General features: G+C 72.3%; 20 protein-coding genes. 12 read left to right on the top strand and 8 right to left on the bottom strand.

What is annotated here, in order from left to right; all coding sequences use genetic code 11:
* The first annotated feature begins 98 nt into the window (after nucleotides 1-98).
* The 6 genes from AB0F98_RS20515 (at nucleotide 99) to AB0F98_RS20490 (ending at nucleotide 4,942) form a co-directional block, all read left to right on the top strand.
* Complete coding sequence (locus AB0F98_RS20515) at nucleotides 99-1,097, top strand: WYL domain-containing protein (RefSeq protein ID WP_357737538.1); 999 nt, start codon at nucleotides 99-101, stop codon at nucleotides 1,095-1,097.
* Nucleotides 1,094-2,134, top strand: a complete 1,041-nt coding sequence (locus tag AB0F98_RS20510) for a YafY family protein (protein WP_357737536.1) — start codon at nucleotides 1,094-1,096, stop codon at nucleotides 2,132-2,134. The genes AB0F98_RS20515 and AB0F98_RS20510 overlap by 4 nt, the downstream gene beginning before the upstream one ends.
* A gap of 10 nt (nucleotides 2,135-2,144) precedes the next feature.
* Complete coding sequence (locus tag AB0F98_RS20505; protein WP_357737534.1) at nucleotides 2,145-2,393, top strand: hypothetical protein; 249 nt, start codon at nucleotides 2,145-2,147, stop codon at nucleotides 2,391-2,393.
* A gap of 256 nt (nucleotides 2,394-2,649) precedes the next feature.
* The gene (gene tatA / locus AB0F98_RS20500) at nucleotides 2,650-2,967 is read left to right on the top strand and encodes a Sec-independent protein translocase subunit TatA (RefSeq protein ID WP_357737532.1); all 318 of its coding nucleotides are present in this window, start codon (nucleotides 2,650-2,652) and stop codon (nucleotides 2,965-2,967) included.
* An 81-nt stretch (nucleotides 2,968-3,048) separates the two neighbouring features.
* Complete coding sequence (gene tatC / locus AB0F98_RS20495; RefSeq protein WP_357737605.1) at nucleotides 3,049-3,942, top strand: twin-arginine translocase subunit TatC; 894 nt, start codon at nucleotides 3,049-3,051, stop codon at nucleotides 3,940-3,942.
* A 73-nt stretch (nucleotides 3,943-4,015) separates the two neighbouring features.
* Nucleotides 4,016-4,942, top strand: coding sequence for a diacylglycerol kinase (locus AB0F98_RS20490; protein ID WP_357737530.1), 927 nt, complete (start codon nucleotides 4,016-4,018; stop codon nucleotides 4,940-4,942).
* Here AB0F98_RS20490 and AB0F98_RS20485 read toward each other — a convergent pair.
* Both AB0F98_RS20485 and AB0F98_RS20480 read right to left on the bottom strand, forming a co-directional pair.
* Complete coding sequence (locus AB0F98_RS20485; RefSeq protein ID WP_357737528.1) at nucleotides 4,905-5,816, bottom strand: EamA family transporter; 912 nt, start codon at nucleotides 5,814-5,816, stop codon at nucleotides 4,905-4,907. The two genes, AB0F98_RS20490 and AB0F98_RS20485, sit on opposite strands and share 38 nt — an antisense overlap.
* A 195-nt stretch (nucleotides 5,817-6,011) precedes the next feature.
* Nucleotides 6,012-6,749: an HAD-IA family hydrolase gene (locus AB0F98_RS20480; RefSeq protein ID WP_357737603.1), complete on the bottom strand. Its 738-nt coding sequence runs from the start codon at nucleotides 6,747-6,749 to the stop codon at nucleotides 6,012-6,014.
* 121 nt (nucleotides 6,750-6,870) lie between these two features.
* On the opposite strand from AB0F98_RS20480, the gene AB0F98_RS20475 reads away from it, so the two are divergent.
* Nucleotides 6,871-9,654, top strand: coding sequence for a DEAD/DEAH box helicase (locus tag AB0F98_RS20475; protein ID WP_357737526.1), 2,784 nt, complete (start codon nucleotides 6,871-6,873; stop codon nucleotides 9,652-9,654).
* A gap of 58 nt (nucleotides 9,655-9,712) precedes the next feature.
* On the opposite strand, the gene AB0F98_RS20470 is transcribed toward AB0F98_RS20475, so the two are convergent.
* The 3 genes from AB0F98_RS20470 to AB0F98_RS20460 form a co-directional block, all read right to left on the bottom strand.
* A complete protein-coding gene (locus tag AB0F98_RS20470) occupies nucleotides 9,713-10,633 on the bottom strand; it encodes a 5'-3' exonuclease (protein WP_357737524.1) in 921 nt (306 codons plus the stop codon).
* Between the two features lie 62 nt (nucleotides 10,634-10,695).
* Nucleotides 10,696-10,929, bottom strand: coding sequence for a hypothetical protein (locus AB0F98_RS20465; RefSeq protein ID WP_357737522.1), 234 nt, complete (start codon nucleotides 10,927-10,929; stop codon nucleotides 10,696-10,698).
* 105 nt (nucleotides 10,930-11,034) lie between these two features.
* Nucleotides 11,035-12,303, bottom strand: coding sequence for an MFS transporter (locus AB0F98_RS20460; RefSeq protein ID WP_357737520.1), 1,269 nt, complete (start codon nucleotides 12,301-12,303; stop codon nucleotides 11,035-11,037).
* Between the two features lie 86 nt (nucleotides 12,304-12,389).
* On the opposite strand from AB0F98_RS20460, the gene AB0F98_RS20455 reads away from it, so the two are divergent.
* The gene (locus AB0F98_RS20455; protein WP_357737518.1) at nucleotides 12,390-13,271 is read left to right on the top strand and encodes a winged helix-turn-helix transcriptional regulator; all 882 of its coding nucleotides are present in this window, start codon (nucleotides 12,390-12,392) and stop codon (nucleotides 13,269-13,271) included.
* 81 nt (nucleotides 13,272-13,352) lie between these two features.
* Here AB0F98_RS20455 and AB0F98_RS20450 read toward each other — a convergent pair whose 3' ends face one another.
* Nucleotides 13,353-14,729 (bottom strand): glycosyl hydrolase family 18 protein, encoded by a 1,377-nt coding sequence (locus AB0F98_RS20450; RefSeq protein ID WP_357737516.1) that lies wholly within the window; start codon nucleotides 14,727-14,729, stop codon nucleotides 13,353-13,355.
* Nucleotides 14,730-14,932: 203 nt separating this feature from the next.
* Between AB0F98_RS20450 and AB0F98_RS20445 the strand changes: the two genes are divergently transcribed.
* The 3 genes from AB0F98_RS20445 (at nucleotide 14,933) to AB0F98_RS20435 (ending at nucleotide 17,792) form a co-directional block, all read left to right on the top strand.
* Entirely contained in the window at nucleotides 14,933-16,048 is a 1,116-nt protein-coding gene (locus AB0F98_RS20445; protein ID WP_357737514.1) for a Xaa-Pro peptidase family protein, read from the top strand.
* Nucleotides 16,045-17,187, top strand: a complete 1,143-nt coding sequence (locus tag AB0F98_RS20440; RefSeq protein ID WP_357737512.1) for an acyl-CoA dehydrogenase family protein — start codon at nucleotides 16,045-16,047, stop codon at nucleotides 17,185-17,187. The genes AB0F98_RS20445 and AB0F98_RS20440 overlap by 4 nt, the downstream gene beginning before the upstream one ends.
* A 98-nt stretch (nucleotides 17,188-17,285) precedes the next feature.
* Nucleotides 17,286-17,792 (top strand): Lrp/AsnC family transcriptional regulator, encoded by a 507-nt coding sequence (locus AB0F98_RS20435; RefSeq protein WP_355143172.1) that lies wholly within the window; start codon nucleotides 17,286-17,288, stop codon nucleotides 17,790-17,792.
* On the opposite strand, the gene AB0F98_RS20430 is transcribed toward AB0F98_RS20435, so the two are convergent.
* On the bottom strand, nucleotides 17,722-18,333 hold the full coding sequence (locus tag AB0F98_RS20430; RefSeq protein ID WP_357737510.1) for a histidine phosphatase family protein: 612 nt from the start codon (nucleotides 18,331-18,333) through the stop codon (nucleotides 17,722-17,724). The two genes, AB0F98_RS20435 and AB0F98_RS20430, sit on opposite strands and share 71 nt — an antisense overlap.
* 111 nt (nucleotides 18,334-18,444) lie before the next feature.
* Complete coding sequence (locus tag AB0F98_RS20425) at nucleotides 18,445-19,059, bottom strand: CatB-related O-acetyltransferase (RefSeq protein ID WP_357737508.1); 615 nt, start codon at nucleotides 19,057-19,059, stop codon at nucleotides 18,445-18,447.
* A gap of 332 nt (nucleotides 19,060-19,391) precedes the next feature.
* On the opposite strand from AB0F98_RS20425, the gene AB0F98_RS20420 reads away from it, so the two are divergent.
* Complete coding sequence (locus tag AB0F98_RS20420; RefSeq protein ID WP_357737506.1) at nucleotides 19,392-21,359, top strand: potassium transporter Kup; 1,968 nt, start codon at nucleotides 19,392-19,394, stop codon at nucleotides 21,357-21,359.
* Nucleotides 21,360-21,425 lie beyond the last annotated feature (66 nt).

The raw sequence follows: 21,425 nt of genomic DNA, 5'->3' as shown, positions 1-21,425 counted from the left end.
CCCGCCGCGCGGGAGCCGTACCGGAGGGTCCGACGTTCATCACACGTTGCGCCCGCGTGGGTGCGCGGACGCGTCGCGTCGGCTGCTAGCGTCTATGCGTGTCCCGTACCCGTACCGAACGCCTGGTCAACCTGGTGATCTGTCTACTCTCCACGCGCCGGTTCCTCACCGCCGCGCAGATCGCCGCGACCGTGCCCGGCTACGAACACGATCCGGACGACGCCCGTGACCACGAGGCGTTCCAGCGCAAGTTCGAGCGCGACAAGGCCGAGCTGCGCGAGCTCGGTGTCCCGTTGGAGACCGGCACCGCGAGTGTCTTCGACTCCGAGCCGGGCTACCGCATCGCCCGCCGCGAATACGCCCTGCCCGACATCCCCCTCGAGCCGGACGAGGCGGCCGCGGTGGGCATCGCCGCACGGCTCTGGCAGCATGCGGGGCTCGCTGCCGCGGCGTCCTCCGGACTGGCCAAGTTGCGCGCCGCCGGGGTGGACGTCGATCCGCAGGCCACTCTGGGCCTGGAGCCGATGGTGACCGTGGATCCGGCGTTCGCTCCGCTGACCGCCGCCGCCCGGGACCGCCGGGTGGTCGGCTTCGACTACCGGGTGCCCGACCAGGACGCGCCGACCCGCCGCCGGCTCGAACCGTGGGGCGTGGTCTGCTGGCGCGGCCGCTGGTACGTGGTCGGCCACGACCTGGATCGCGACGCCACCCGCTGCTTCCGGCTCTCCCGCGTGGTGGGCTCGGTGCGAGCCACCGGCGAGCCCGGGGCGTACGAGCCACCGGCGGGAGTCGACCTGATCAGCCACGTCGCACGTTGGTCCGGGCCGGTGGAGCGCACCGGGCGGGCCACCGTCCTCGCCGCGCCGGGCCGGGCCGCCGGGCTGCGCCGCTGGGCGGTGGAGACCGTCACCGGGCCGGACGGGGACCGGCTGGTCCTGCCGTACGCCGACCCGGAGTCGCTCGCCGGCCATCTCGTCGGCTACGGCCCGGACGTACGTGTGCTCGACCCGCCCGAGGTGCGTGAAGCCGTGATCCAACGGCTGAAGGAGATCGCGACCCGGCACGACGACCTGGCGACCGCCGGAGGCACCAGATGACCCGACCCGCCGCCAAGGGCGGCTCGAGAGCCTCCGCCGACCGGCTGGCTCGACTGCTCAACCTGGTGCCCTACCTGCTGGCCCGCCCCGGCATCGAGGTGGCCGAGGCCGCCGAGGACCTGGGCGTCACCGAGCGGCAGCTGCGCGAGGACCTGGAACTGCTCTGGGTCTGCGGGCTGCCCGGGTACGGGCCGGGTGACCTGATCGACATGGCCTTCGACGGCGACCGGGTGACCATCACCTACGACGCCGGCATCGACCGCCCACTGCGCCTCACCCCGGACGAGGCGCTCGCGCTGGTGGTGGCTCTGCGGATGCTCGCCGAGACGCCCGGGGTGACCAACCGGGAGGCGGTGGAACGCGCCCTCGCCAAGATCGAGAGCGCGGCCGGCGACCTGGTCGGCGCGCCGGTGGAGGTACGGCTGCCCGCCGACATCAGGCACGTGGAGGCACTGCGCGGGGCCGTCGAGGGCGGCCGGGCGTTGCGGATCACCTACTACACGGCGGCCCGGGACGAGACCACCGAGCGCACCATCGACCCGCTGCGCATGCTGATGGTCGGTGGCCGGGCGTACGTGGAGGCGTGGTGCCGCCGGGCGGAGGCGGTCCGGTTGTTCCGGGCCGACCGGATCGACGCGGTCACCGAGCTGGACGAGCCGGCGGTCGTGCCGCCGCAGGCCCGCCCGCACGATCTCAGCGACGGGGCGTTCCGGCCCTCTCCCGACCTGCCACTGATCACGCTGCGGGTCGGTCGTGGCGAGCGGTGGATCACCGAGTACTACCCGTGCGAGGACGTCCGGCCCGGTGACGCCGACCAGTGGCTGGTGTCGCTGCGGGTCACCGACCTGGGCTGGGCGCGCCGGTTCGTCCTCGGCCTCGGCCCCGACGTGACAGTGGTCGCCCCGGCCGAACTGGCCGAGCAGGTGCGGGCAGCGGCGGGCGCCGCCCTGGAGGCGTACGCCCGGCCGACGCCGGCGGCCCGATGCGACCCGGAACCGGCCGCCGCCGACCCGGCGATGACCGCGGGCTCCCGGTAGGCTGACCGCCGTGCTGTGGTGGATCGTGCTCGCGGTGGTGCTGGCCACCCTCGTCCTGTTCGCGGCGGCCGTGCGCGGGGTGCTGACCCGGCTGCCCGGGCTGCACCGGGCGGCGCTGACGTTGCAGCGCCGGCAGGCCGAGGCCCTCGAGCTCGCCGGGGCGGCCCAGGTGCTGCAGCAACGGTCCGAGGCGCTGCAGGGGCAGCTCACGACCACCCAGCGGCGGCTTGAGCTGATCAAGGCGAAGCGGCACGGCTGAGCCGCCTCCGGCGGGCGATCCAGCCGTCGCCGCGCCGACCCCGCTCGACGCCGCGGCCGGTGTCCCGCGCGGCGCGATCCGAATGGATCTTCCGGTACGGATCGGTCACCGGCTGTTGACTGGACATCCTGGGTTGGTCAACACTTCATCCGCTGGGACGAACCACCTCCGCCCCGGCGGGTGGCATCGGGCCGATACGCACGTACGATGGCTTCGACACACACCCCTGCTGTCTCACAAGCGACTGGAGCTTCCCATGGGTGCCCTCAAGCCGTGGCACATCGCCATCCTCGTGGTCGTGCTGATCCTGCTCTTCGGCGCGAAGCGGCTCCCCGACGCGGCCCGCTCGCTCGGCCGCTCGCTGCGGATCATCAAGGCTGAGACCAAGAGCCTGCAGGACGACGACCGCGACCTGGCCGAGAAGGCCGACGCGCAGGCCGGCTACCAGCCGCTGCCGCCGCAGGGCGCGCAGCAGCCGTACCAGGCCGCGCCGCAGCAGCCCCAGACCGCGCCGTACCAGGCCGCGCCGCAGCAGCCGGTCGTCGACCCGGTGCAGCGCGTCCGCGACAACTGATCGAGGGGCCCGAAGACTGTGGCGGCCTTCGCGTTGCGCAAGCGCGGCCCGAGCAAGTTTGAGCGGGCCTCCGACGGCTCGATGAGCCTCATCGAGCACGTCCGGGAACTACGCACCCGCCTGTTCCGCGCCTCGCTGGCGGTCGTCGGCGGTCTGATCGTCGGCTTCTGGCTTGCCGACCCGGTCTTCCTGCTGCTCAAGCAGCCCTACTGCAGGCTGCCGGGTACGACCGACGCACTCGGGAACTGCCAGGACCTGCTGGCGTTGGCGCCGACGACCGGATTCGTGCTGAAGCTCAAGCTCGCGCTCTGGCTCGGGCTGATTATCGGCGGGCCGGTCTGGCTCTATCAGCTCTGGGCGTTCATCGCGCCGGGCCTGCACCGCCACGAGCGCAAGTGGGCCTACGTCTTCGTGGCGATCGCAGCTCCGCTGTTCGCGGCTGGGGCGGTGTTGGCCTACCTGGTCGTGGACAAGGGTCTCGGTTTCCTGATGGATTCCGGGGTCGGCGGGCTGTCGAACCAGTTCGAGGTCAGCGCCTACATCGCGTTCATCACGAACATGATTCTGCTGTTCGGTGTGGCGTTCGAGTTCCCGCTCATCCTGCTGATGCTCAACTTCACCGGGGTGGCGAGCGCACGCCGACTGCTGAGCTGGTGGCGAGTGGTCATCTTCATCTCGTTCGCCTTCGCGGCCATCGCCACGCCGGACCCGGGCCCGTTCGGCATGACGTTGCTGGCGGCGTCGCTCTGCCTGCTCTACTTCGTGGCGGTCGGTGTCGCGTTCCTCAACGACAAGCGGCGAGGGCGGGGCAAGGAGATCTACGCCGGCATCGACGACGACGAGGTGTCGCCGCTCGACCTGACCCCGGATCCGGTCGAGGCCGGGCAGCGGGTCGAGGCGGCCAGCCCGATCGACGCGCCGGAACCGATCACCGCTCCGACGCCGATCGAGCGCCGCTACGACGACATGACCTGAGCCGGTCACCCGCACTGGAATGACGAACGCCGCCCGGACGGGCGGCGTTCGTCGTACCGGTAGGTTGCTCGCCATGACCGTGGTCGATCACCCCTCCGTCGATCCCGACGGTCCCGTCGCGGTGCTGGCGAACCCGACCGCCGGCCGGGGCCGGCACCGCGGCCTGCTCGCACCGCTGATCTCCCGGCTGGCCGGCGCGGGCCGGGAGGTGCGGCTGCTGGAGGCGTACAGCGCCGAGCAGGCCGAGACCGTCTGCCATACCGCGGTCGCCGGGGGAGTGGCCGCGCTGGTGGCCGTGGGCGGCGACGGCACGGTGCACCGGGCTCTGCAGGCCGTCGCCGGGACCTCGATCCCGTTCGGGCCCATCCCGGCCGGCACCGGCAACGACTTCGCCACCGACACCGGCTACCCGGCCGACCCGCTCGCCGCCGCTGAGGTGATCGCCGGGGCACTGCACGCCGGTCGTTCCCGCCCGGTCGACCTGGCCCGACTGACCGGCCCCACCGGGCCACCGCGCTGGTACGGCGCGGTGCTCGCCGCCGGCTTCGACGCGATCGTCAACGAGCGGGCCAACCGGATGCGTTGGCCGCGCGGACCCCGCCGGTACGACCTGGCCATCATGGTCGAGCTGGCCCGGCTGCGTCCGCGCCGATACAAGCTGCGCCTCGACGGCCAACCGTACGAGCTGGACGCGGTGCTGGTGGCCGTGGGCAACTGCGCCAGCTACGGCGGCGGGATGCGGATCTGCCCCGACGCCGACCCGGCCGACGGCCTGCTCGACGTGGTCGTCGGTGGGCGGCTCGACCGGCGCACCCTGATCCGCGTCAAGCCGAGCATCTACCAGGGCACCCATCTGCGGCACCCGCTGGTGAGCAGCTACCGGGTCAGAACGGTGGAGCTGGCCGCGGAGGGCATCACGACGTACGCCGACGGTGAGCGGTCGCTGGACCTGCCGGTGACCGTCACCGCCGTGCCGGGCGCGCTCCGGTTGCTGCGTTGACCCGCACCGCACCGATGCTGGCCGCGATGACCAGGGCGATCGCCACCACTTCGAGCAGGGTCAGCTGCTGGCCGAGCACCAGGTAGCCGGCTAGCGCGGCGACCGCCGGACCGAGGCTCATGAGCACCGCGAACGTGGCGGTGGGCAGCCGCCGCAGGGCGAGCAGTTCGAGGGTGTACGGCACCCCGGAGGCGAGCGCGGCCAGCGAGACCCCGAGGGCCAGGACCGACGGGTCCAGCAGCACCGTGCCGGCGGTCGCCAGCCCCGCCGGCAGGGTCAGCACCGCGGCGACGACGAGCGCGACGGCCAGCCCGTCGGCACCCCGGAAGCGGGCTCCGACCCGGGCGCTGAACACGATGTACGCCGCCCACGTCGCGCCCGCTATCAGGGCGAGGGTCGCGCCGAGCGGGTCGAGCCGGTCGAAGCCGCCCCGGCCGAGCAGCGCCACACCGGCCAGGCCGACTCCGGCGCACACCCAGCTCGCCGTCCGTCGCGCGGTGAACACCGACAGCGCCAGCGGGCCGAGCACCTCCAGGGTGACGGCCGGACCGAGCGGGATCCGCTCGATGGCCTGGTAGAAGATCGAGTTCATCGCGGCGAGGATCAGCCCGAACGTGCCGGCGGCCAGCCAGTCCGCCCGGTCGTGTCCGCGTAGCCGCGGCCGGCAGACGATCAGCAGCAGTACGGCGGAGATGACCAGCCGGAGGGTGACCGCGCCGGCCACACCCGTACGGGGAAAGAGCATGGTGGCCACCGCGGAGCCGAACTGCACCGACAGCGCCCCGCCGAGCACCAGGCCGACCGCTCCCGCGTTCGTGCGGCGGGCCGGTGCGGCAGCCGGCGCCGGCCGGTCGGCGATCAGCGTGTCGGTCATAGCGGTGACGGTAGGGGCCGCCGCGAGCTGGGCGGATGTCGCCTCCGTCGGGGGTGAGCCAGCCCTCGTCGCGAGGTTTGCCGCGGTGCCGGGTGTTCAACGGGCGTTCGGTCGTGCCGGTGTGGGAGGCGCTCGCGCCGCCCGTGGCGCTCCTACGGCCACGCCCGCCGTGCACTTCCGACGTGCGGGGTGAGGTCAGGTCGGCAGGGCGATGTCGAGGACCGCGCCCAGACCGTTCTCCCGGCCCGGTTCGGCGGCCGGCAGCACCAGCACGGCGCAGCCGGCGGCGGCGGCTCCCGCGTCGGCCGGTGAGTCGCCGACCATCAGCGTCTCCTCCGGGTCGACGCCGAGCATCCCGCAGGCACGCAGGAAGATGCCGGGGTCGGGTTTGCAGCGGCCCACCTCGTACGAGAGCACGAACGCGTCGACCAGTTCGGTGAGCTGCCACGCGTCGAAGTGTGGCCGCAGGTCGAATCCGATGTTGCTCACCACGGCCACCCGGATCCCGGCCTCGCGCAGCGCGGCGATGGTCGGGGTGGTGTCCGGGTAGGGGACCCAGCCTTCGGCCAGGAGCAGCCGCTCGTAGAGCGCGTCGGCGAGCCCGTCGATGCCGGCGTCGACCGTCTCGGCCAGGCCGGTGTACGCGGCTCGGTGGGCGTGCGGGTAGAGGTCCCGCGCGGACCAGTGCTCAGCCAACCGGGGCGGCACCCGGGCGGGCATCGGACCACCGGCCCTGCCGGCGGTGAGCAGCCGGTCGGCCAGGATCGTGGCCTTCACCCGGTCAAGGGTGACCCCGCACGTCGCCGCGGCCTTGAGCACCCATTCCAGGGGCTCCTCCACCTGGGCGAGCGTGCCGTGGAAGTCGAAGAGCACCGCTTTCACCGGCCGGCGCGACGGCCGGGGTCGGGGGGCGACCGCGTCGGCGCCGCCCACGGTGGGGGTCTGGGACGGTTCGGGTTGCTCCGGCACGTGTGCACCCTACCGAGCGCCTCCGACGGCCCGTCGGGTCGGCCTTGTCCGGTGTCGTCTCCCGGCACGCATTAATCTTGGTGGCATGTCGAGCCCCGCCGAGCGGTACGCCGCGGCGCGCCGCCGGGCCGCGCAGGCCTCCATGTTCCCGGCGCTGGACGAGTTCGCCCTTGACCTGGGGTTCGATCTCGACGATTTCCAGCGCGAGGCGTGTCAGTCGTTGGAGCGGGGCAGCGGCGTGCTGGTCTGCGCGCCGACCGGCGCCGGCAAGACCGTGGTCGGCGAGTTCGCCGTACACCTGGCGTTGCGCGGCAAGGGGGCGGCGGAGGGCGACGCGGGCACCCGCCGCAAGTGCTTCTACACCACGCCGATCAAGGCGCTGTCGAACCAGAAGTACCACGACCTGGTGGACCGTTACGGCGTCGACCAGGTGGGTCTGCTGACCGGCGACAACGCGATCAACGGCGACGCGCCCGTGGTGGTCATGACCACCGAGGTGCTGCGCAACATGCTCTACGCCGGCTCCAGCGCCCTGGAGGGGCTCGCCTACGTGGTCATGGACGAGGTGCACTACCTCGCCGACCGGTTCCGTGGCGGCGTGTGGGAAGAGGTGATCATCCACCTGCCCGCCTCGGTCACCCTCGTCTCCCTCTCGGCGACCGTCTCCAACGCCGAGGAGTTCGCCGACTGGCTGGTCACCGTGCGCGGCGAGACCGCGGTGGTGGTCAGCGAGCACCGACCGGTGCCGCTGTGGCAGCACATGCTGGTCGGCAAGCGCATGTTCGACCTGTTCCACGACGCCGACGCCGCGCGCAAGCACGACGTGCACCCGGAGTTGCTGCGCTACACGCGCGACACGGTGCGCCGCCTGGAGTTGGGTGAGGGGCGCAGCGCCGGCCCGGGCGGCGGGCGGCGCGGGCCGCGCTGGCGCGGGCCGATGCGAGCCGACATCGTCGACCGGCTCGACCGGGAGGGGCTGCTGCCGGCGATCCTGTTCATCTTCAGCCGGGCCGGCTGCGACGCGGCCGTGCAGCAGTGCCTCGCCGCCGGACTGCGGCTCACCACACCGGAGGAGCGGGCGGAGATCCGCCAGGTCGTCGAGTCGCGGGTGACAGCCATCCCCGGCGAGGACCTTTCCGTGCTCGGCTACTGGGAGTGGCTCGACGGCCTCGAACGTGGCCTCGCCGCGCACCACGCCGGGATGCTGCCGGCGTTCAAGGAGGTCGTCGAGGAGCTGTTCGTCCGGGGCCTGGTGAAGGCGGTCTTCGCCACCGAGACTCTCGCGCTGGGCATCAACATGCCGGCCCGCTGCGTGGTGCTGGAGCGGCTGGTCAAGTACAACGGCGAGGCCCACGTCGACCTGACCCCCGGGGAGTACACGCAGCTCACCGGCCGGGCCGGTCGCCGCGGCATCGACGTCGAGGGGCATGCGGTGGTGGTCTGGTCCCCGGAGACCGACCCCCGGCACGTGGCGGGCCTCGCCTCCACCCGCACCTACCCGTTGCGCTCCAGCTTCCGGCCCTCGTACAACATGGCGGTCAACCTGGTCGGCTCGGTCGGCGCGGAGCCGGCCCGGGCGCTGCTGGAGTCGTCGTTCGCCCAGTTCCAGGCCGACCGGTCGGTGGTCGGCCTGGCCCGGCAGGTGCAGCGCAACACCGAGACCATCGAGGCGTACGGCGCGGAGGCGGCCTGCCACCACGGCGACTTCGACGAGTACTTCGCTCTGCGGGTCGCGATCGCCGACCGGGAGCGGTCGTTGGCCCGCCAGGGGCAGACCCAGCGCAAGGCGGCGGCGGTGGCCTCGCTGGAGCGGTTGCGGGTCGGTGACGTGGTGCGGGTGCCATCCGGCCGCCGCGCCGGCCTGGCCGTGGTGCTGGACCCGGCCACCGGCGGGTTCGGCGAGCCCCGTCCGTTGGTGCTCACCCAGGACCGTTGGGCGGGGCGCGTCGGCCCCGGGGACTTCACCAGCCCGGCCGAGGTGCTCGCCCGGATCCGGGTGCCGAAGCACTTCAACCACCGCTCGCCGGCTGCTCGGCGGGACCTGGCCGCGGCCGTGGCCGCCACCGGGCTCGACCGGCACGGTGGCCGCCGGGGCGGCCGGTCCCGTCAACCGGTCGGCGAGGACCACCGGCTCAGCCAGCTCCGTACGGAGCTGCGCCGGCACCCGTGCCACGCCTGCCCGGAGCGCGAGGAGCACGCCCGCTGGGCGGAGCGGCGGCGTCGCCTCGAACGCGACACCGAGGAGCTGCGGCAGCGGGTGGCCGGACGTACCGGCTCCCTCGCCCGCACCTTCGACCGGATCGTCGCGCTGCTCAGCGCCCGCGGGTACCTGAGCACCGAGGGCGAGGTGACCGACGCGGGTCGGACGCTCGGCCGGATCTGGAGCGAGGCGGACCTACTGGTCGCCGAGTGCCTGCGGCGGGGCGTCTGGGACGGGCTCTCCCCGGCCGAGCTGGCGGCAGCGGTCTCGGTGGTGGTCTACGAGGCGCGCCGCGACGTGGACGAGCGGGCGTCGTTGCCGCGTGGCGCGGTCGCGGACGCGGTGGACGAGACGCTGAAGCTGTGGAGCGACATCGAGGCCGACGAGTCCGCGCGTGGCCTGTCGGTGACCCGGGAGCCGGATCTCGGCTTCGCCTGGCCGATCTACCGGTGGACCCGGGGCGAGGCCCTCGCGAAGGTGCTCGCCAGTGGTCACGAGTTCGACGGGGAGATGCCGGCCGGTGACTTCGTCCGCTGGGCGCGGCAGGTGGTCGACCTGCTCGGCCAGCTCAAGGACTCCGGCGGCGCGTCGGCCGAGCTGCGTTCCACGGCCCGGCAGGCGATCACCGAGATCAACCGGGGCGTGCTCGCCTACCACGCCGCCGCCTGACCGCCGGCCGGTCGGCCTGAGCTGACGGTCACCCCGGGCCGTCTGGGTGACCGTCGGCTCAGCCGCGGTTGGCGAGCGCGTCCACGAGGCGTCGGGTGGAGCCGGCGAGGTTCCACCGGCGGGCCAGTTCCAGCAGGGTGTCCGGGTCGGCGGGCGCGCTCGGCAGCGCGGTGGGCAGCTCCGGCAGCGGCACGTCGAGCGCCACCCGGACCACCTTCGGGGCGACCGCCAGGTAGTCCCGGGCCGCCTCGAGCTTCGTACGCAGACCGGGTGCGAAACCGGAGCGGGGATCGTCGAGCGCGGTGAGGATGCCGTCGAGGTCACCGTGGCGTTCGATCAGCCGGGCGGCGGTCTTCTCGCCGACCCCGGGCACGCCCGGCAGCCCGTCGCTGGGGTCGCCGCGCAGCGCGGCGAAGTCGGCGTAACGGGCGGCGGGCACCCCGTAGCGGGCCCGGACCGCCTCGTCGTCGCAGTCCTCCAGCTTGGCCACGCCCCGCCCGACGTAGAGCAGCCGCACCGGCCGGGAGTCGTCGACGAGCTGGAACAGATCCCGGTCGCCGGAGACGACCTCGACCGGGGCCGGTTGGGTGACCGAGAGGGTGCCGAGCACGTCGTCGGCCTCGTAGCCGGCCGCGCCGACGGTCGTGATGCCGATCGCGGCGAGCACGTCGAGGATCACCGGCACCTGCGGGGTGAGCGTGTCGGGCACCACCTCGCCACCCTCGGGCGCCAGCCGGTGGGCCTTGTACGACGGCAGCAGTGCCACCCGCCAGTCGGGCCGCCAGTCGTGATCCATGGCGCAGACCATCCGGTCGGCCCGGCGGGTACGGATCAGGGTCGCGAGCATGTCGAGGAAACCGCGCACCGCGTTGACCGGGGTGCCGTCCTCGGCGCGGGCCGCGGACTCGGGTATGCCGAAGTAGGCCCGGAAGTAGAGGCTCGGGGAGTCGATCAGCAGGATCGGGGGTCGGTGTGCCACGCCGGACAGCCTGGCACAGGCCTCCGACGAACGACAGCACCCCGCCGGAACCGTCGTGGCTGTCAGCGCCCGTCGTCGTCGCGGCGGTACAGCGTCTCCCGGCGGGCCATGGCCTGGACCACGTAGGCCACGACCAGCAGCACGGCGGCGACGACGATCTCGACCCAGGCGGCCACGCCGTCCGCCACCGTCAGCCCGATGACCAGTAGCACCAGGCCGGCCAGCGCGAGCACGCCGCTCCACAGGCGTCGCCGCCGGCGACGTACGACGTGACGACTTGGCCGGTTGCCTGTCACCGTCGATCCTTCCGGTCCCGGTGCCCGGGCGGACACCCCGCCTCAGGCTATCGACGTCGACGTCGGCGGAACCCCAGAACCGCGATGCGGCGGCGGCCGAGGAGGTCAGGGGCCGGCGACGGGCTGTGGCGGTGGCGCGGGCTCGGCGACCCGGTCGTGATCCGTGAGGTCGCGCAGCTTGCGCACGGGGGAGAGCAGCAGCGCCAGGGGCGCGCAGATCACCGCGGCGGCGAAGACCAGTAGCGTGGTCCGTGCCCCGAGGACGCCCGCCAGCGCACCGGCGACCAGACCGCCGACGGGGATCGCGCCCCAGGAGACGAAGCGGACGGTGGCCATCACCCGGGCGAGCAGGTGGGGTGGGCTGGCGATCTGCCGGTAGGTCCGGGTGGTCACGCTGAGTACCACCACGCCGCTGGCGAAGACGACGTTGCCCGCCGCGAAGGCGGCGTAGGCCGGCCAGCCGGTGCCCAAAGGCACGAGGAAGGCTCCACCGACGGAGACCAGGCACGAGATGATCAGCGCCCGGGCGGTGCCGAGCCGACCGGTGATCCGCGGGGTGAGCGCCGCCCCGACGAGCGAGCCGACGCCTTCGACCGCGATCAGCAGACCGACCAGTCCGGCCGGGGTGTGCAGGTCCCGGAACAGGTAGAGCGGGTAGAGCGCGTACTGCGCGCCGCAGACGAAGTTGACCGCGGTCGCGGCCCACATGCCCGGGCCCATGACGGGGTGGTGCGCGACGAAGCGCCAGCCCTGCCGGATCAGCTCGCCCATCGGCGGCGAGTGCTCCGGTGCGTCCGCGCGGCGGGCGGGCAGGGTTCGCAGCAGCACCGCCGAGGCCAGGTAGCTGAGCGCGTCCACCAGGAGGGTCGGCACCGCACCCAGCGCCTGCACGGCGAGTCCGCCGATGGAGGGGCCACTGAGCTGCGTCGCGGCGTGGGTGGCGGAGGTGAGGCTGTTGCGCGATTGCAGTTGGTCGCGGTCGACGATGCTCGGCAGGAAGGTCGCGTTGGCCACGTCGAACAACACGTTGGCGAAGCTGATCACGAGCGCGGTGACCACCAGGTGGGCGACCGTGAGCTGGTCCCACCACCAGGCGAGCGGCACCGACGCCACGGCCACGGCGCGGGCGAGGTCTGCGCAGACCTGGGTGCCGCGCAGGGGCAGCCGCTGCACGATCACCCCGGCCGGCAGGCCGATGACGATCCAGGCCACGTAGTTGGCCGCCGCGATGAGGCCCATCTCGAACGGCGTGGCGTCGAGCGCGGTCAGTGCGGTCAGCGGCAGCGCCACGGCGCCGACCGCTGACCCGACCGCGCTCGTGGTGAAGGCGGTCCACCAACGCCAGAACGCCCCGGCTCGGCCTGTGCTGCCCAAATCATCCACCCCCGTTGACCCGAACCAGAGAGTTCCAAATTGAAACGGACTATAGTCGAGGCTGGTCCGAGCGGTGGAGGTGGGATGTGCGACGGGTCGACCTCGCGGACGCGGACTGCGGCATAGCGCAGGCACTGGGCGTCCTGGGTGACTGGTGGACCTTCCTCATCGTGCGCGACGTCGCCGGGGGGACCACCCGCTTCGACGCGCTGCAACGGGAACTGGGCGTCAGCCGGCGGGCGCTGACCGAGCGGCTGGGCGCGCTGGTCGAGCACGGGGTGCTGGAGCGCCGGCCGTACTCGCAGCATCCACCGCGCTACGACTACCTGCTCACCCGTAAGGGCGAAGGGCTGCTGCCGGCACTGCTCGCCCTGCAGGACTGGGGCACCCGGCACCTGATGGGCGACGGCGAGCTCACCGCCACGGCCGACGCCGGGTCGGCCGAGGCGCGGCGGGCACACGACCTGGTCGGACGGCGGCTGCCCGAGGTGAGCCTGCTGGGACCCGACGGCCGACCGGTCGCACCGGCGGCCGCGGGCGAGTGGACGGTGCTCTACTTCTTCCCCGGGGCGTACGCGCCGGGCAGCGCCGGTTATCCGCCGGGATGGGACGAGATCCCGGGTGCGCGGGGCTGCACCCTGGAGTCGACGACCTACGCCGACCGGTACGCCAACTTCCGGGCCGCCGGCGCCCAAGTGCGCGGCATCAGCACCCAGCGCCCCGACCAGCTCGCCGACTTCGGCGCGTACGCCCGGTTGCCGTTCCCGCTCCTGTCCGACCAGGACGGCCGCCTCGCCGCAGGGCTGCTGCTGCCGACGTTCCGTGCCGGCGGCGTCGCGCGGCTGAAGCGGTTGACCCTGCTCGTCGACGCAGCCGCGGTGGTCCGTGCGGTCCAGTTCCCGGTGACCGACCCGGGCGGCTCGGTGGACGAGATGCTCGACCTGGTCCGGCGGCGCGGCTCGGCCTGACCCCCGCGTCGGGCCCGTTCGTCCGGCACGACGGTCATGAACGGCCCCCTGCCGCGTCGGCAGGGGGCCGTTCGGCACGGGTCAGGGTAGGACCCACCGCTGGTTGGCGCCGGCGAAGCAGTCCCAGATCTGCAGCCGGGTGCCGTCCGCCGAGCTGTTGTCGGTGGCGTCGAGGCACTTGTTCGACGCCGGATTGCGCAGCGTGCCGTTGGACTGGGCCTGCCACACCTGGGCGCCGGTGCCGTTGCAGTCCCACAGTTGGATCTTGGTGCCGTTCGCCGTGCCGGCGCTGGTGACGTCGGCGCACTTGCCCAACGCGCGCAGGGTGCCGTCGCTGCCCACCGTCCAGCGCTGGGCGTTGGTGCCGTTGCAGGTGTAGAGCTGGATCGGCGTGCCGTTGGCGGTGCCGGCCGCGGCCACGTCCACGCACTTGCCGCCGATCCCGGTGATCTGGCCGGTACGGCCGGTCGGCGGTGGGTCGCCGCCGCCGCCCATGACGGTGTCGTAGATCGCGCTCACCAGGGAGGTCGAGTCGTTGCGGTCCTGCGACAGCTCCCAGTTCATCATCCCGCCGGCGTTCGCCATCGCCCACTGGGTCTTCCGCTTCACCGTCGGTACGCCGTTGTAGCACTGCTGGACACCGCCGACCGTGGTGCAGTCCCGGTTGGCGTTGGCCGGGTCCATGCCCACCAACGCGGTGTAGGTGTAGTAGCCGGGCCGGCTGTAGAACGGCACGCCGAGCACGGCCTTGGCGGCCGGCAGGCCACGTGCCTTCCAGCCGTTCACGCTGTTGATCGACCAGTCGTAGTTGGCGTGCGGGCTGCCGCCGTCGTACGCCATGATGTTGAGCCAGTCGACGTAGCCGAACACGGCCGTCGGCACGCCCTGGACGTAGTAGCCCTCGGAGACGACCGCGGCGGTGAGCAGCTTGCCCTGGGGGCGCAGCGCGTTGCTGAGCTGCTGCATCAGCAGGCTGTAGTTGTTGGCCGAGGCGCCCGGGTCCGGGTACTCCCAGTCCATGTCGACGCCGTCCAGGTTGTACTGGTTGACGAAGCTGACCACGCTGTTGACGAACGTGGTGCGGCTGCCGGAGTTGGCGGCGAGCGCCTCGAAGGCGGAGTCGTCGCCGTCGTTCCAGCCGCCGATCGCGATCGACACCTTGACGTTGTTCGAGTGGCCGAGCGACACCAGCTGGGAGAGCTTGCTCGGGTTCTCCACGGCGCGCAGGGTGCCGTTGCTGTTCGGCAGCACGAACGCGTAGTTGATGTGGGTGAGCTTGCTGTACTGGACGCTGGTGACGTTGCCGCTCCAGGACGGCATGTAGCCGACGCTCTTGAAGTTGTTCGGCAGCACCGCCGCCGAGGCGGTGGCGGGGGACAGGGCGAGAGTCGCGCCGACGGTGGTCAGCGCGAGCAGGCCGGCCGCGAGGGCCGAGCGGCGGGGTCGTGGTCTGGACATCGAGGGCCTTCCCGTGGACGGGTCGCGGCGCGTACCGCCCCGGCCGGGGCGTACGGGTGGATACAGGGACGTCTGCCTCGAGGCAGCCAAATCTTAAAGAGTGTTAACTATCCGAGTCAATGATGTAGTTCGATGGATGGGAGGGCGCTTCCCGGCACGCCTGTCGGCTAGGCCGGTCCCCAAACGACCGTTAAGCTGACGGCGTGGAATCCGACGAGCTCTATCCGCCGGAGCGGCTGGTCGCCGCCCGCCGCGCCACCGTCGCAGCCGGGCTGGACGCCCTCCTGCTGACCCCCGGCGCCGACCTGCGCTACCTGACCGGCTACCAAGCGCGCGCCGGCGAGCGGCTGACCTGTCTCGTGCTGCCTGCCGAGGGGGAGCCGACGCTGATCGTGCCCGCGCTGGAACGACCCGCCGCGGAAGCCTCCCCCGCCCCGGCCACCGGCGTACGCATCGTCGACCACGCCGACGGCACCGACCCGTACCCGCTGGTCGCCGCTGCCCTCGGCGGGCCGGTCGGCACGGTCGGGCTCGCCGACCGGATGTGGGCCGAACAGGTGCTCGCCCTGCGCGCGGCGCTGCCCGGCGCCCAGCAGCGACTCGCCGGCGAGGTGCTGCGCGACCTGCGCATCCGCAAGTCGCCGGCCGAGGTGGCGGCGCTCGCCGAGGCCGGCGCGGCGATCGACGCCGTGCACCGACGGATGGGGGAGTGGCTGCGTCCCGGACGCACCGAGGCGGAGGTGGCCGCCGACATCGCGGCGGCGATCCGGGAAGCCGGCCATGTCACCGTGGACTTCGTCATCGTCGCCGCCGGCCCCAACGGCGCGAGCCCGCACCACGACACCTCCGACCGGCCGATCGGAGCCGGCGAGCCGGTCGTGGTGGACATCGGCGGCACCATGGCGTCGGGCTACCGCTCCGACTGCACCCGCACATACGTCTCCGGCGGCTCGGCGCCGACCGAGTTCAACGACTACTACGCCGTCCTGTCGGAGGCCCAGCGGGCCGCGGTGGCAGCCGTACGCCCCGGGGTGAGCGCCGAGGCGGTCGACGCGGCGGCCCGCGACATCATCGCCGCCGCCGGCTACGGCCCCGCGTTCCTGCACCGTACGGGGCACGGCATCGGCCTGGACGGCCACGAGGAGCCGTACGTGGTGGCCGGCAACACCCGGCCGCTGGAGCCCGGCATGGCGTTCTCGATCGAACCCGGCATCTACGTGGCGGGGCGGCACGGCGCCCGGATAGAGGACATCGTCGTCTGCACGACGGACGGCGTTCAGCGGCTCAACATCACCTCCACGGAGCTCATCGCACTATGACTGTCGACCGGATCCTCCCCACCGACGAGGCCCACGACCTGCTGGACCTCGCCACCGAGCTCGCCGACCGGGAGCTCGCGCCCAAGGTCACCGGGCACGAGGAGCGCGCCGAGTTCCCTCGCGAGGTGCTGCGCACTCTGGGCCGGGCCGGCCTGCTCGGCCTGCCGTACCCGGAGGAGTACGGCGGGGCGGCCCAGCCGTACGAGGTCTACGTGCAGGTCCTGGAGATTCTGGCCAGCCGCTGGCTCGCGGTCGCCGAGGCGGTCAGCGTGCATACCCTCTCCTGCTACCCGGTGGCCCAGTTCGGCACGGCCGAGCAGCGCAAGCTGCTGCCCGACATGATCGGCGGGGAGCAGCTCGGCGCGTACTGCCTCACCGAGCCGCAGGGCGGCTCGGACGCCGCGGCGCTCACCACCAAAGCGGTGCGCGACGGCGACGCGTACGTCGTGACCGGCACCAAGGCGTGGATCACCCATGCCCGCGCCGCGGACTTCTACAACATCTTCTGCCGTACCGGTGGGCCGGGCCCGAAGGGCATCTCCTGCCTCGTCGCGGACCGGAACACGCCCGGCATCGAACCGCAGGCCGCCGAGCGGACCATGGGACTGCACTCGTCACCCGTGGCGCAGATCGCCTTCGACGGCGCCCGGGTGCCGGCCGAGCGGCTGGTGGGCCGCGAGGGGATGGGTTTCACCATCGCGATGTCCGCACTGGACTCGGGCCGGCTCGGCATCGCCGCCTGCGCGGTGGGGCTGGCTCAGGCGGCGCTGGACTACGCGGTCGGGTACGCCAAGGAACGGCGCCAGTTCGGCCGGGCCATCATCGACTTCCAGGGGCTCGGTTTCACGTTGGCCGATCTCGCCACGCAGATCTCCGCGGCGCGCGCCCTGCTGCTCTCGGCCGCGCGTCTGCGTGACGCCGGGCGGCCGTACGCCACGGAGGCGGCGAAGGCGAAGCTCTTCGCGACCGATGTGGCGATGCGGGTGACCACCGACGCGGTGCAGGTGCTCGGTGGAGCGGGCTACGTCGTCGACCACCCGGTGGAGCGGTACATGAGGGAGGCCAAGGTGCTGCAGATCGTCGAGGGCACCAACCAGATCCAGCGGCTGGTGATCTCCCGGGCGTTGGCGAAGGGCTGAGGCGACCGGCGTCCTCGGGCCGGCGCGTCGCGTCGATCATCGCGCCGGCCCGTGCCGCCTCATCGCCGTACGCCGTTTTTCCCGGTAGTTTGCACGCCGTGGAGGAGACCGACCGCGCCATCATCGCCGCGCTGACCGCAGACGGCCGGCTGTCGTACACGGATCTGGCCGAGAAGGTGGGCCTGTCGGTGTCCGCCGTGCACCAGCGGGTACGCCGGTTGGAACAGCGGGGCGTCATCAAGGGGTACGCGGCGCGAGTCGCGTTCGAGGCGCTGGACCTGCCGTTGACCGCGTTCGTGGCGATCCGGCCGTTCGACCCGTCCCAGCCCGACGACGCGCCCGAACGGTTGGCGCACCTACCGGAGATCGACTCGTGCTACTCGGTGGCGGGCGAGGACTTCTACATGCTGCTGGTGCGGGTGGCCGGGCCGGCGGACCTCGAGCGGCTGCTCCAGGAGATCCGCACCGCGGCGAACGTCACCACCCGCACGACGGTGGTGCTCTCCACGCCGTACGAGAACCGGCCGCCGAAGATCAGTGCCGGACCGGCGAGTCGGGCGCGGTCCCGGGGGCCGGAGGAGCGGGCTGGTTCCAGCGCAGGATGACCCGTCGCCCGTGCTCGTGACCGAGCACGCTCACCGTGGCGGTGTCCAGCCGGAGGAGCCCACCGGCGGACGGGGGCAGGCCGATCCAGCGGGCGCCGAGCACCCGCAGGCTGTGCGCGTGGCCGACCAGTGCGACGGTGCCCTGGTCGAGCAGCGGAGCGACCCGGTCGAGCACGTGGTCCAACCGTTCGCCGACCTGGCCGGGGGACTCACCGCCCGGGCAGCCGTCGGTCCAGATGTTCCAGTGCGGGTCGTCCTGGTGGATGTCGACGGTGGTGCGTCCCTCGTACTCGCCGTAGTTCCACTCGACGAGGTCCTCGTCGACCGCGTCGACGGTGAGACCGGCGAGTTGGGCGGTGCGCAGCGCCCGGACCCGGGGGCTCGCCAGCACCTTGACGAAACGGCGGCCGGCGAGGAAGGCGGCGAGGGTACGGGCCTGCCGCTCTCCGTCGGCGGTGAGCTCCAGGTCGGTGTACGAGGTGTGCCGGCGGCTGGCGCTCCAGGTCGTCTCGCCGTGCCGGATCAGCAGGAGCTCTCCCATGAACCCAGTCAACCACGAGCCGGGCGGTCATCCGGGCGCAGGTGGCGGGCGGACGGTTACCGGCCACGGAGTGGGTGCCGAGCACGGTGAACGGGGAGGCCGGCGCCGGCGTCACTCCCGCGGGACTTCCGGGGCGGCGGCCTCCAGTTCGCTGATGCTGCCCGACATGATGGTGCGAATGTGCTCGGTGATGTGCTCCGGCGGCCAGTTCCACCAGGCGACCGTCAGCAGCCGGGCGACGTCCTGCTCGTCGTAGCGGGTGCGGATGAGGCGGGCCGGGTTGCCGCCGACGATGCCGTAGTCGGGCACGTCGCGAGTGACCACGGCGCCGGCGCCGACGATCGCACCGTGGCCGATCCGTACCCCGGGCATGACCGTTGCGCCGTGGCCGAACCACACGTCGTTGCCGACGACGGTGTCTCCCCGGTTGGGTAGGCCGGTGAGCAGGTCGAAGTGTTCGGACCAGGAGCCGCCCATGGTGGGGAAGGGGAAGGTCGACGGGCCGTCCATGCGGTGGTTGGCGCCGTTCATGATGAACCGTACGCCCGTGCCCAGCGCGCAGAACCTGCCGATGATCAGCTTCTCCGGCCCGTAGTGGTAGAGCACGTTGCGCGTCTCGAACGCGGTCGCCTGGTCCGGATCGTCGTAGTAGGAGTACTCCCCGACCTCGATCAGCGCGGACGTCACCAGCGGCTTGAGCAACACCACCCGCGGCTGTTCCGGCATGGGATGGAGGGTCGTCGGGTCGGCAGGTACGGGCATGGGTTCCTCATCGTCTCGGGTCCGCTTCCGGCCCATGATCGTGGTATCCCGCCGCTCGGGGACAGCCATTTACCCCGTCCTGTCGTGACCAGGCTCCTGGGTCCGGAGCGCCCCGCCGGTCCGAATGCTCGGGCGACCGTTCGGCGGATCGATTCCGCCGGCCCACACGTCTGTCCCTGACCGGCCGCCGGACCTACCGTTGTGCCGGTAATGTGCCGATATGCCGACGTCTGGCATCAAGGGCGCGTGCCCTGGGCGTCGAGCCGGTGTCGTCGCCGGCTACAGGGGGGAGCGCCGTGACCGAGCGGCAGCAACCGGGCGTGCCCGAGGCCGGACCGGCGGCGCGGCCGTTGGGGGCCACCAGCGCGGCCGCACGCGACAGCGCGCGACTCGCGCTGGTCATCGGCGCGCTGGGGGTGGTGTTCGGCGACATCGGCACCAGCCCGATCTACGCGATGCAGACGGTGTTCAACCCGAGCGATCCACATCCCGTCCCGATCAGCACGCAGAACGTGTTCGGGGTGGTCTCACTGGTGTTCTGGACCGTGATGATCATCGTCACGGTCACGTACGTGCTGCTGGCACTGCGCGCCGACAACGACGGCGAGGGCGGCATCATGGCCCTCATCACGCTGCTGCGCCGCAACGTACGGCGGGGCGGGCGCGTCGTACCGGTGCTCGCGGCACTCGGCATCTTCGGGGCCGCGCTGTTCTTCGGCGACAGCATGATCACGCCCGCGATCTCCGTGCTGTCCGCCGTCGAGGGACTCAAGGTCGTCGAACCCTCGCTGGGTGAGCTCGTCGTACCCATCACCGTGGTGATCATCGCGGCGCTGTTCCTCGCGCAGCGCCGGGGAAGCGCGGCGGTCGGTCGCCTCTTCGGGCCCATCATGATCGTCTGGTTCCTCACCGTCGCCGCATGCGGAGTGCGGGGCATCACGGCGCACCCGGACATCCTCAAGGCCCTGTCCCCGACCTACGCGCTGGGGTTCCTGGCCGGCCGTTTCGAGGTCGCGTTCTTCGCCCTCGCGGCCATCGTGCTCGCCGTGACCGGCGCCGAGGCGCTCTACGCCGACCTGGGACACTTCGGCCGGCGGTCGATTACCCGAGCCTGGCTCGCTCTGGTGTTTCCCGCGTTGACGTTGAGCTACCTCGGCCAGGGTGCGCTGATCCTCAAGGACCCCAGCAACATCAGTGGCCCGTTCTTCCTGCTCGCGCCCGACTGGGGTCGACTGCCACTGACCCTGCTCGCCACCGTCGCGACGGTCATCGCCTCCCAAGCAGTGATCACCGGGGCCTTCTCGGTCGCCACGCAGGCCGCGGAGCTCGGCTACCTGCCCCGGCTGCGGATCCTGCACACCTCGGAGTCCACGATCGGCCAGGTCTACGTTCCGTGGGTCAACTGGCTGCTGATGGTCGCGGTGCTCACCCTCGTCCTCGCCTACGGCAGCTCGGCGGGACTGGCCTTCGCGTACGGCATGGCGGTGACCGCAACGATCACGATCAGCACGCTCCTCCTGTTCTACCTGGGCCGCTGGAAGTGGAAGGTCCCGGTGTGGCTGCTCGGTCTGGGCGCGGTGCCGCTGCTGGTCTGGGACCTGCTGCTCCTGGGCGCGAACGCGACCAAGCTGCTGCACGGCGCGTGGGTGCCGCTGCTGATCGGCCTCGCCGCGTTCACCATCATGACGACGTGGAAACGCGGACGCGAGATCGTCACCACGGAACGCCAACGGCATGAGGGGTCGTTGCGCGACTTCGTCGATGAACTGCGCAAGGACGGCAGGCTGGCCCGGCGCGTCCCGGGTACGGCCATCTTCCTCAACCGCGGCAAGGAGACCGTGCCGCTCGCGATGCGGGCCAACGTCGAGCACAACCACGTACGCCACGAACACGTGGTGATCCTCTCGATCGAGACCAAGCCGGTGCCCCGGGTCTCCGTGGACCAGCGGATCATGGTCGACGATCTCGGGTACTCCGACGACGGCATCACCCACGTGAGTGCCTACTTCGGTTACATGGAGAGCCCGGACGTTCCCGAGATGCTGCGGCGGCTGAACGCGCGTGACGTCGAGGGGCGGATCGAGGCCGACGAGGCGTCCTACTTCCTGTCGAAGATCGAGCTGCGCGCCGGCGGCCGGCCGACCATGCCACGCTGGCGCAAGCGGCTGTTCATCACGACCTCGTTCATCACCGCCGACGCCGCCGAACACTTCTGCCTGCCGCGCGATCGCACGGTCATCATGGGCTCGTACATCGAGGTGTAGGCCGTGGCATCGCCCGCGGGACAGCCCCTGCCGGGCGGCGAGCTTGTCGCCGCCCGGCGGGATCGG

The sequence above is a fragment of the Micromonospora sp. NPDC023737 genome (genome assembly GCF_040639715.1).
In the GTDB taxonomy this organism is placed as follows: domain Bacteria; phylum Actinomycetota; class Actinomycetes; order Mycobacteriales; family Micromonosporaceae; genus Micromonospora.
Note: the sequence above shows the minus strand (reverse complement) of the source record. Positions and strands in the feature narration are given on the sequence as shown.

What these genes read in the sequence shown, in the direction of transcription:
- AB0F98_RS20510 (WP_357737536.1), top strand. Translation starts at nt 1,094, where the DNA reads ATGACCCGACCCGCCGCCAAGGGCGGCTCGAGAGCCTCCGCCGACCGG.
- tatA (WP_357737532.1), top strand. Translation starts at nt 2,650, where the DNA reads ATGGGTGCCCTCAAGCCGTGGCACATCGCCATCCTCGTGGTCGTGCTG.
- tatC (WP_357737605.1), top strand. Translation starts at nt 3,049, where the DNA reads ATGAGCCTCATCGAGCACGTCCGGGAACTACGCACCCGCCTGTTCCGC.
- AB0F98_RS20490 (WP_357737530.1), top strand. Translation starts at nt 4,016, where the DNA reads ATGACCGTGGTCGATCACCCCTCCGTCGATCCCGACGGTCCCGTCGCG.
- AB0F98_RS20485 (WP_357737528.1), bottom strand. Translation starts at nt 5,816, where the DNA reads ATGACCGACACGCTGATCGCCGACCGGCCGGCGCCGGCTGCCGCACCG.
- AB0F98_RS20475 (WP_357737526.1), top strand. Translation starts at nt 6,871, where the DNA reads ATGTCGAGCCCCGCCGAGCGGTACGCCGCGGCGCGCCGCCGGGCCGCG.
- AB0F98_RS20450 (WP_357737516.1), bottom strand. Translation starts at nt 14,729, where the DNA reads ATGTCCAGACCACGACCCCGCCGCTCGGCCCTCGCGGCCGGCCTGCTC.
- AB0F98_RS20440 (WP_357737512.1), top strand. Translation starts at nt 16,045, where the DNA reads ATGACTGTCGACCGGATCCTCCCCACCGACGAGGCCCACGACCTGCTG.
- AB0F98_RS20430 (WP_357737510.1), bottom strand. Translation starts at nt 18,333, where the DNA reads ATGGGAGAGCTCCTGCTGATCCGGCACGGCGAGACGACCTGGAGCGCC.
- AB0F98_RS20425 (WP_357737508.1), bottom strand. Translation starts at nt 19,059, where the DNA reads ATGCCGGAACAGCCGCGGGTGGTGTTGCTCAAGCCGCTGGTGACGTCC.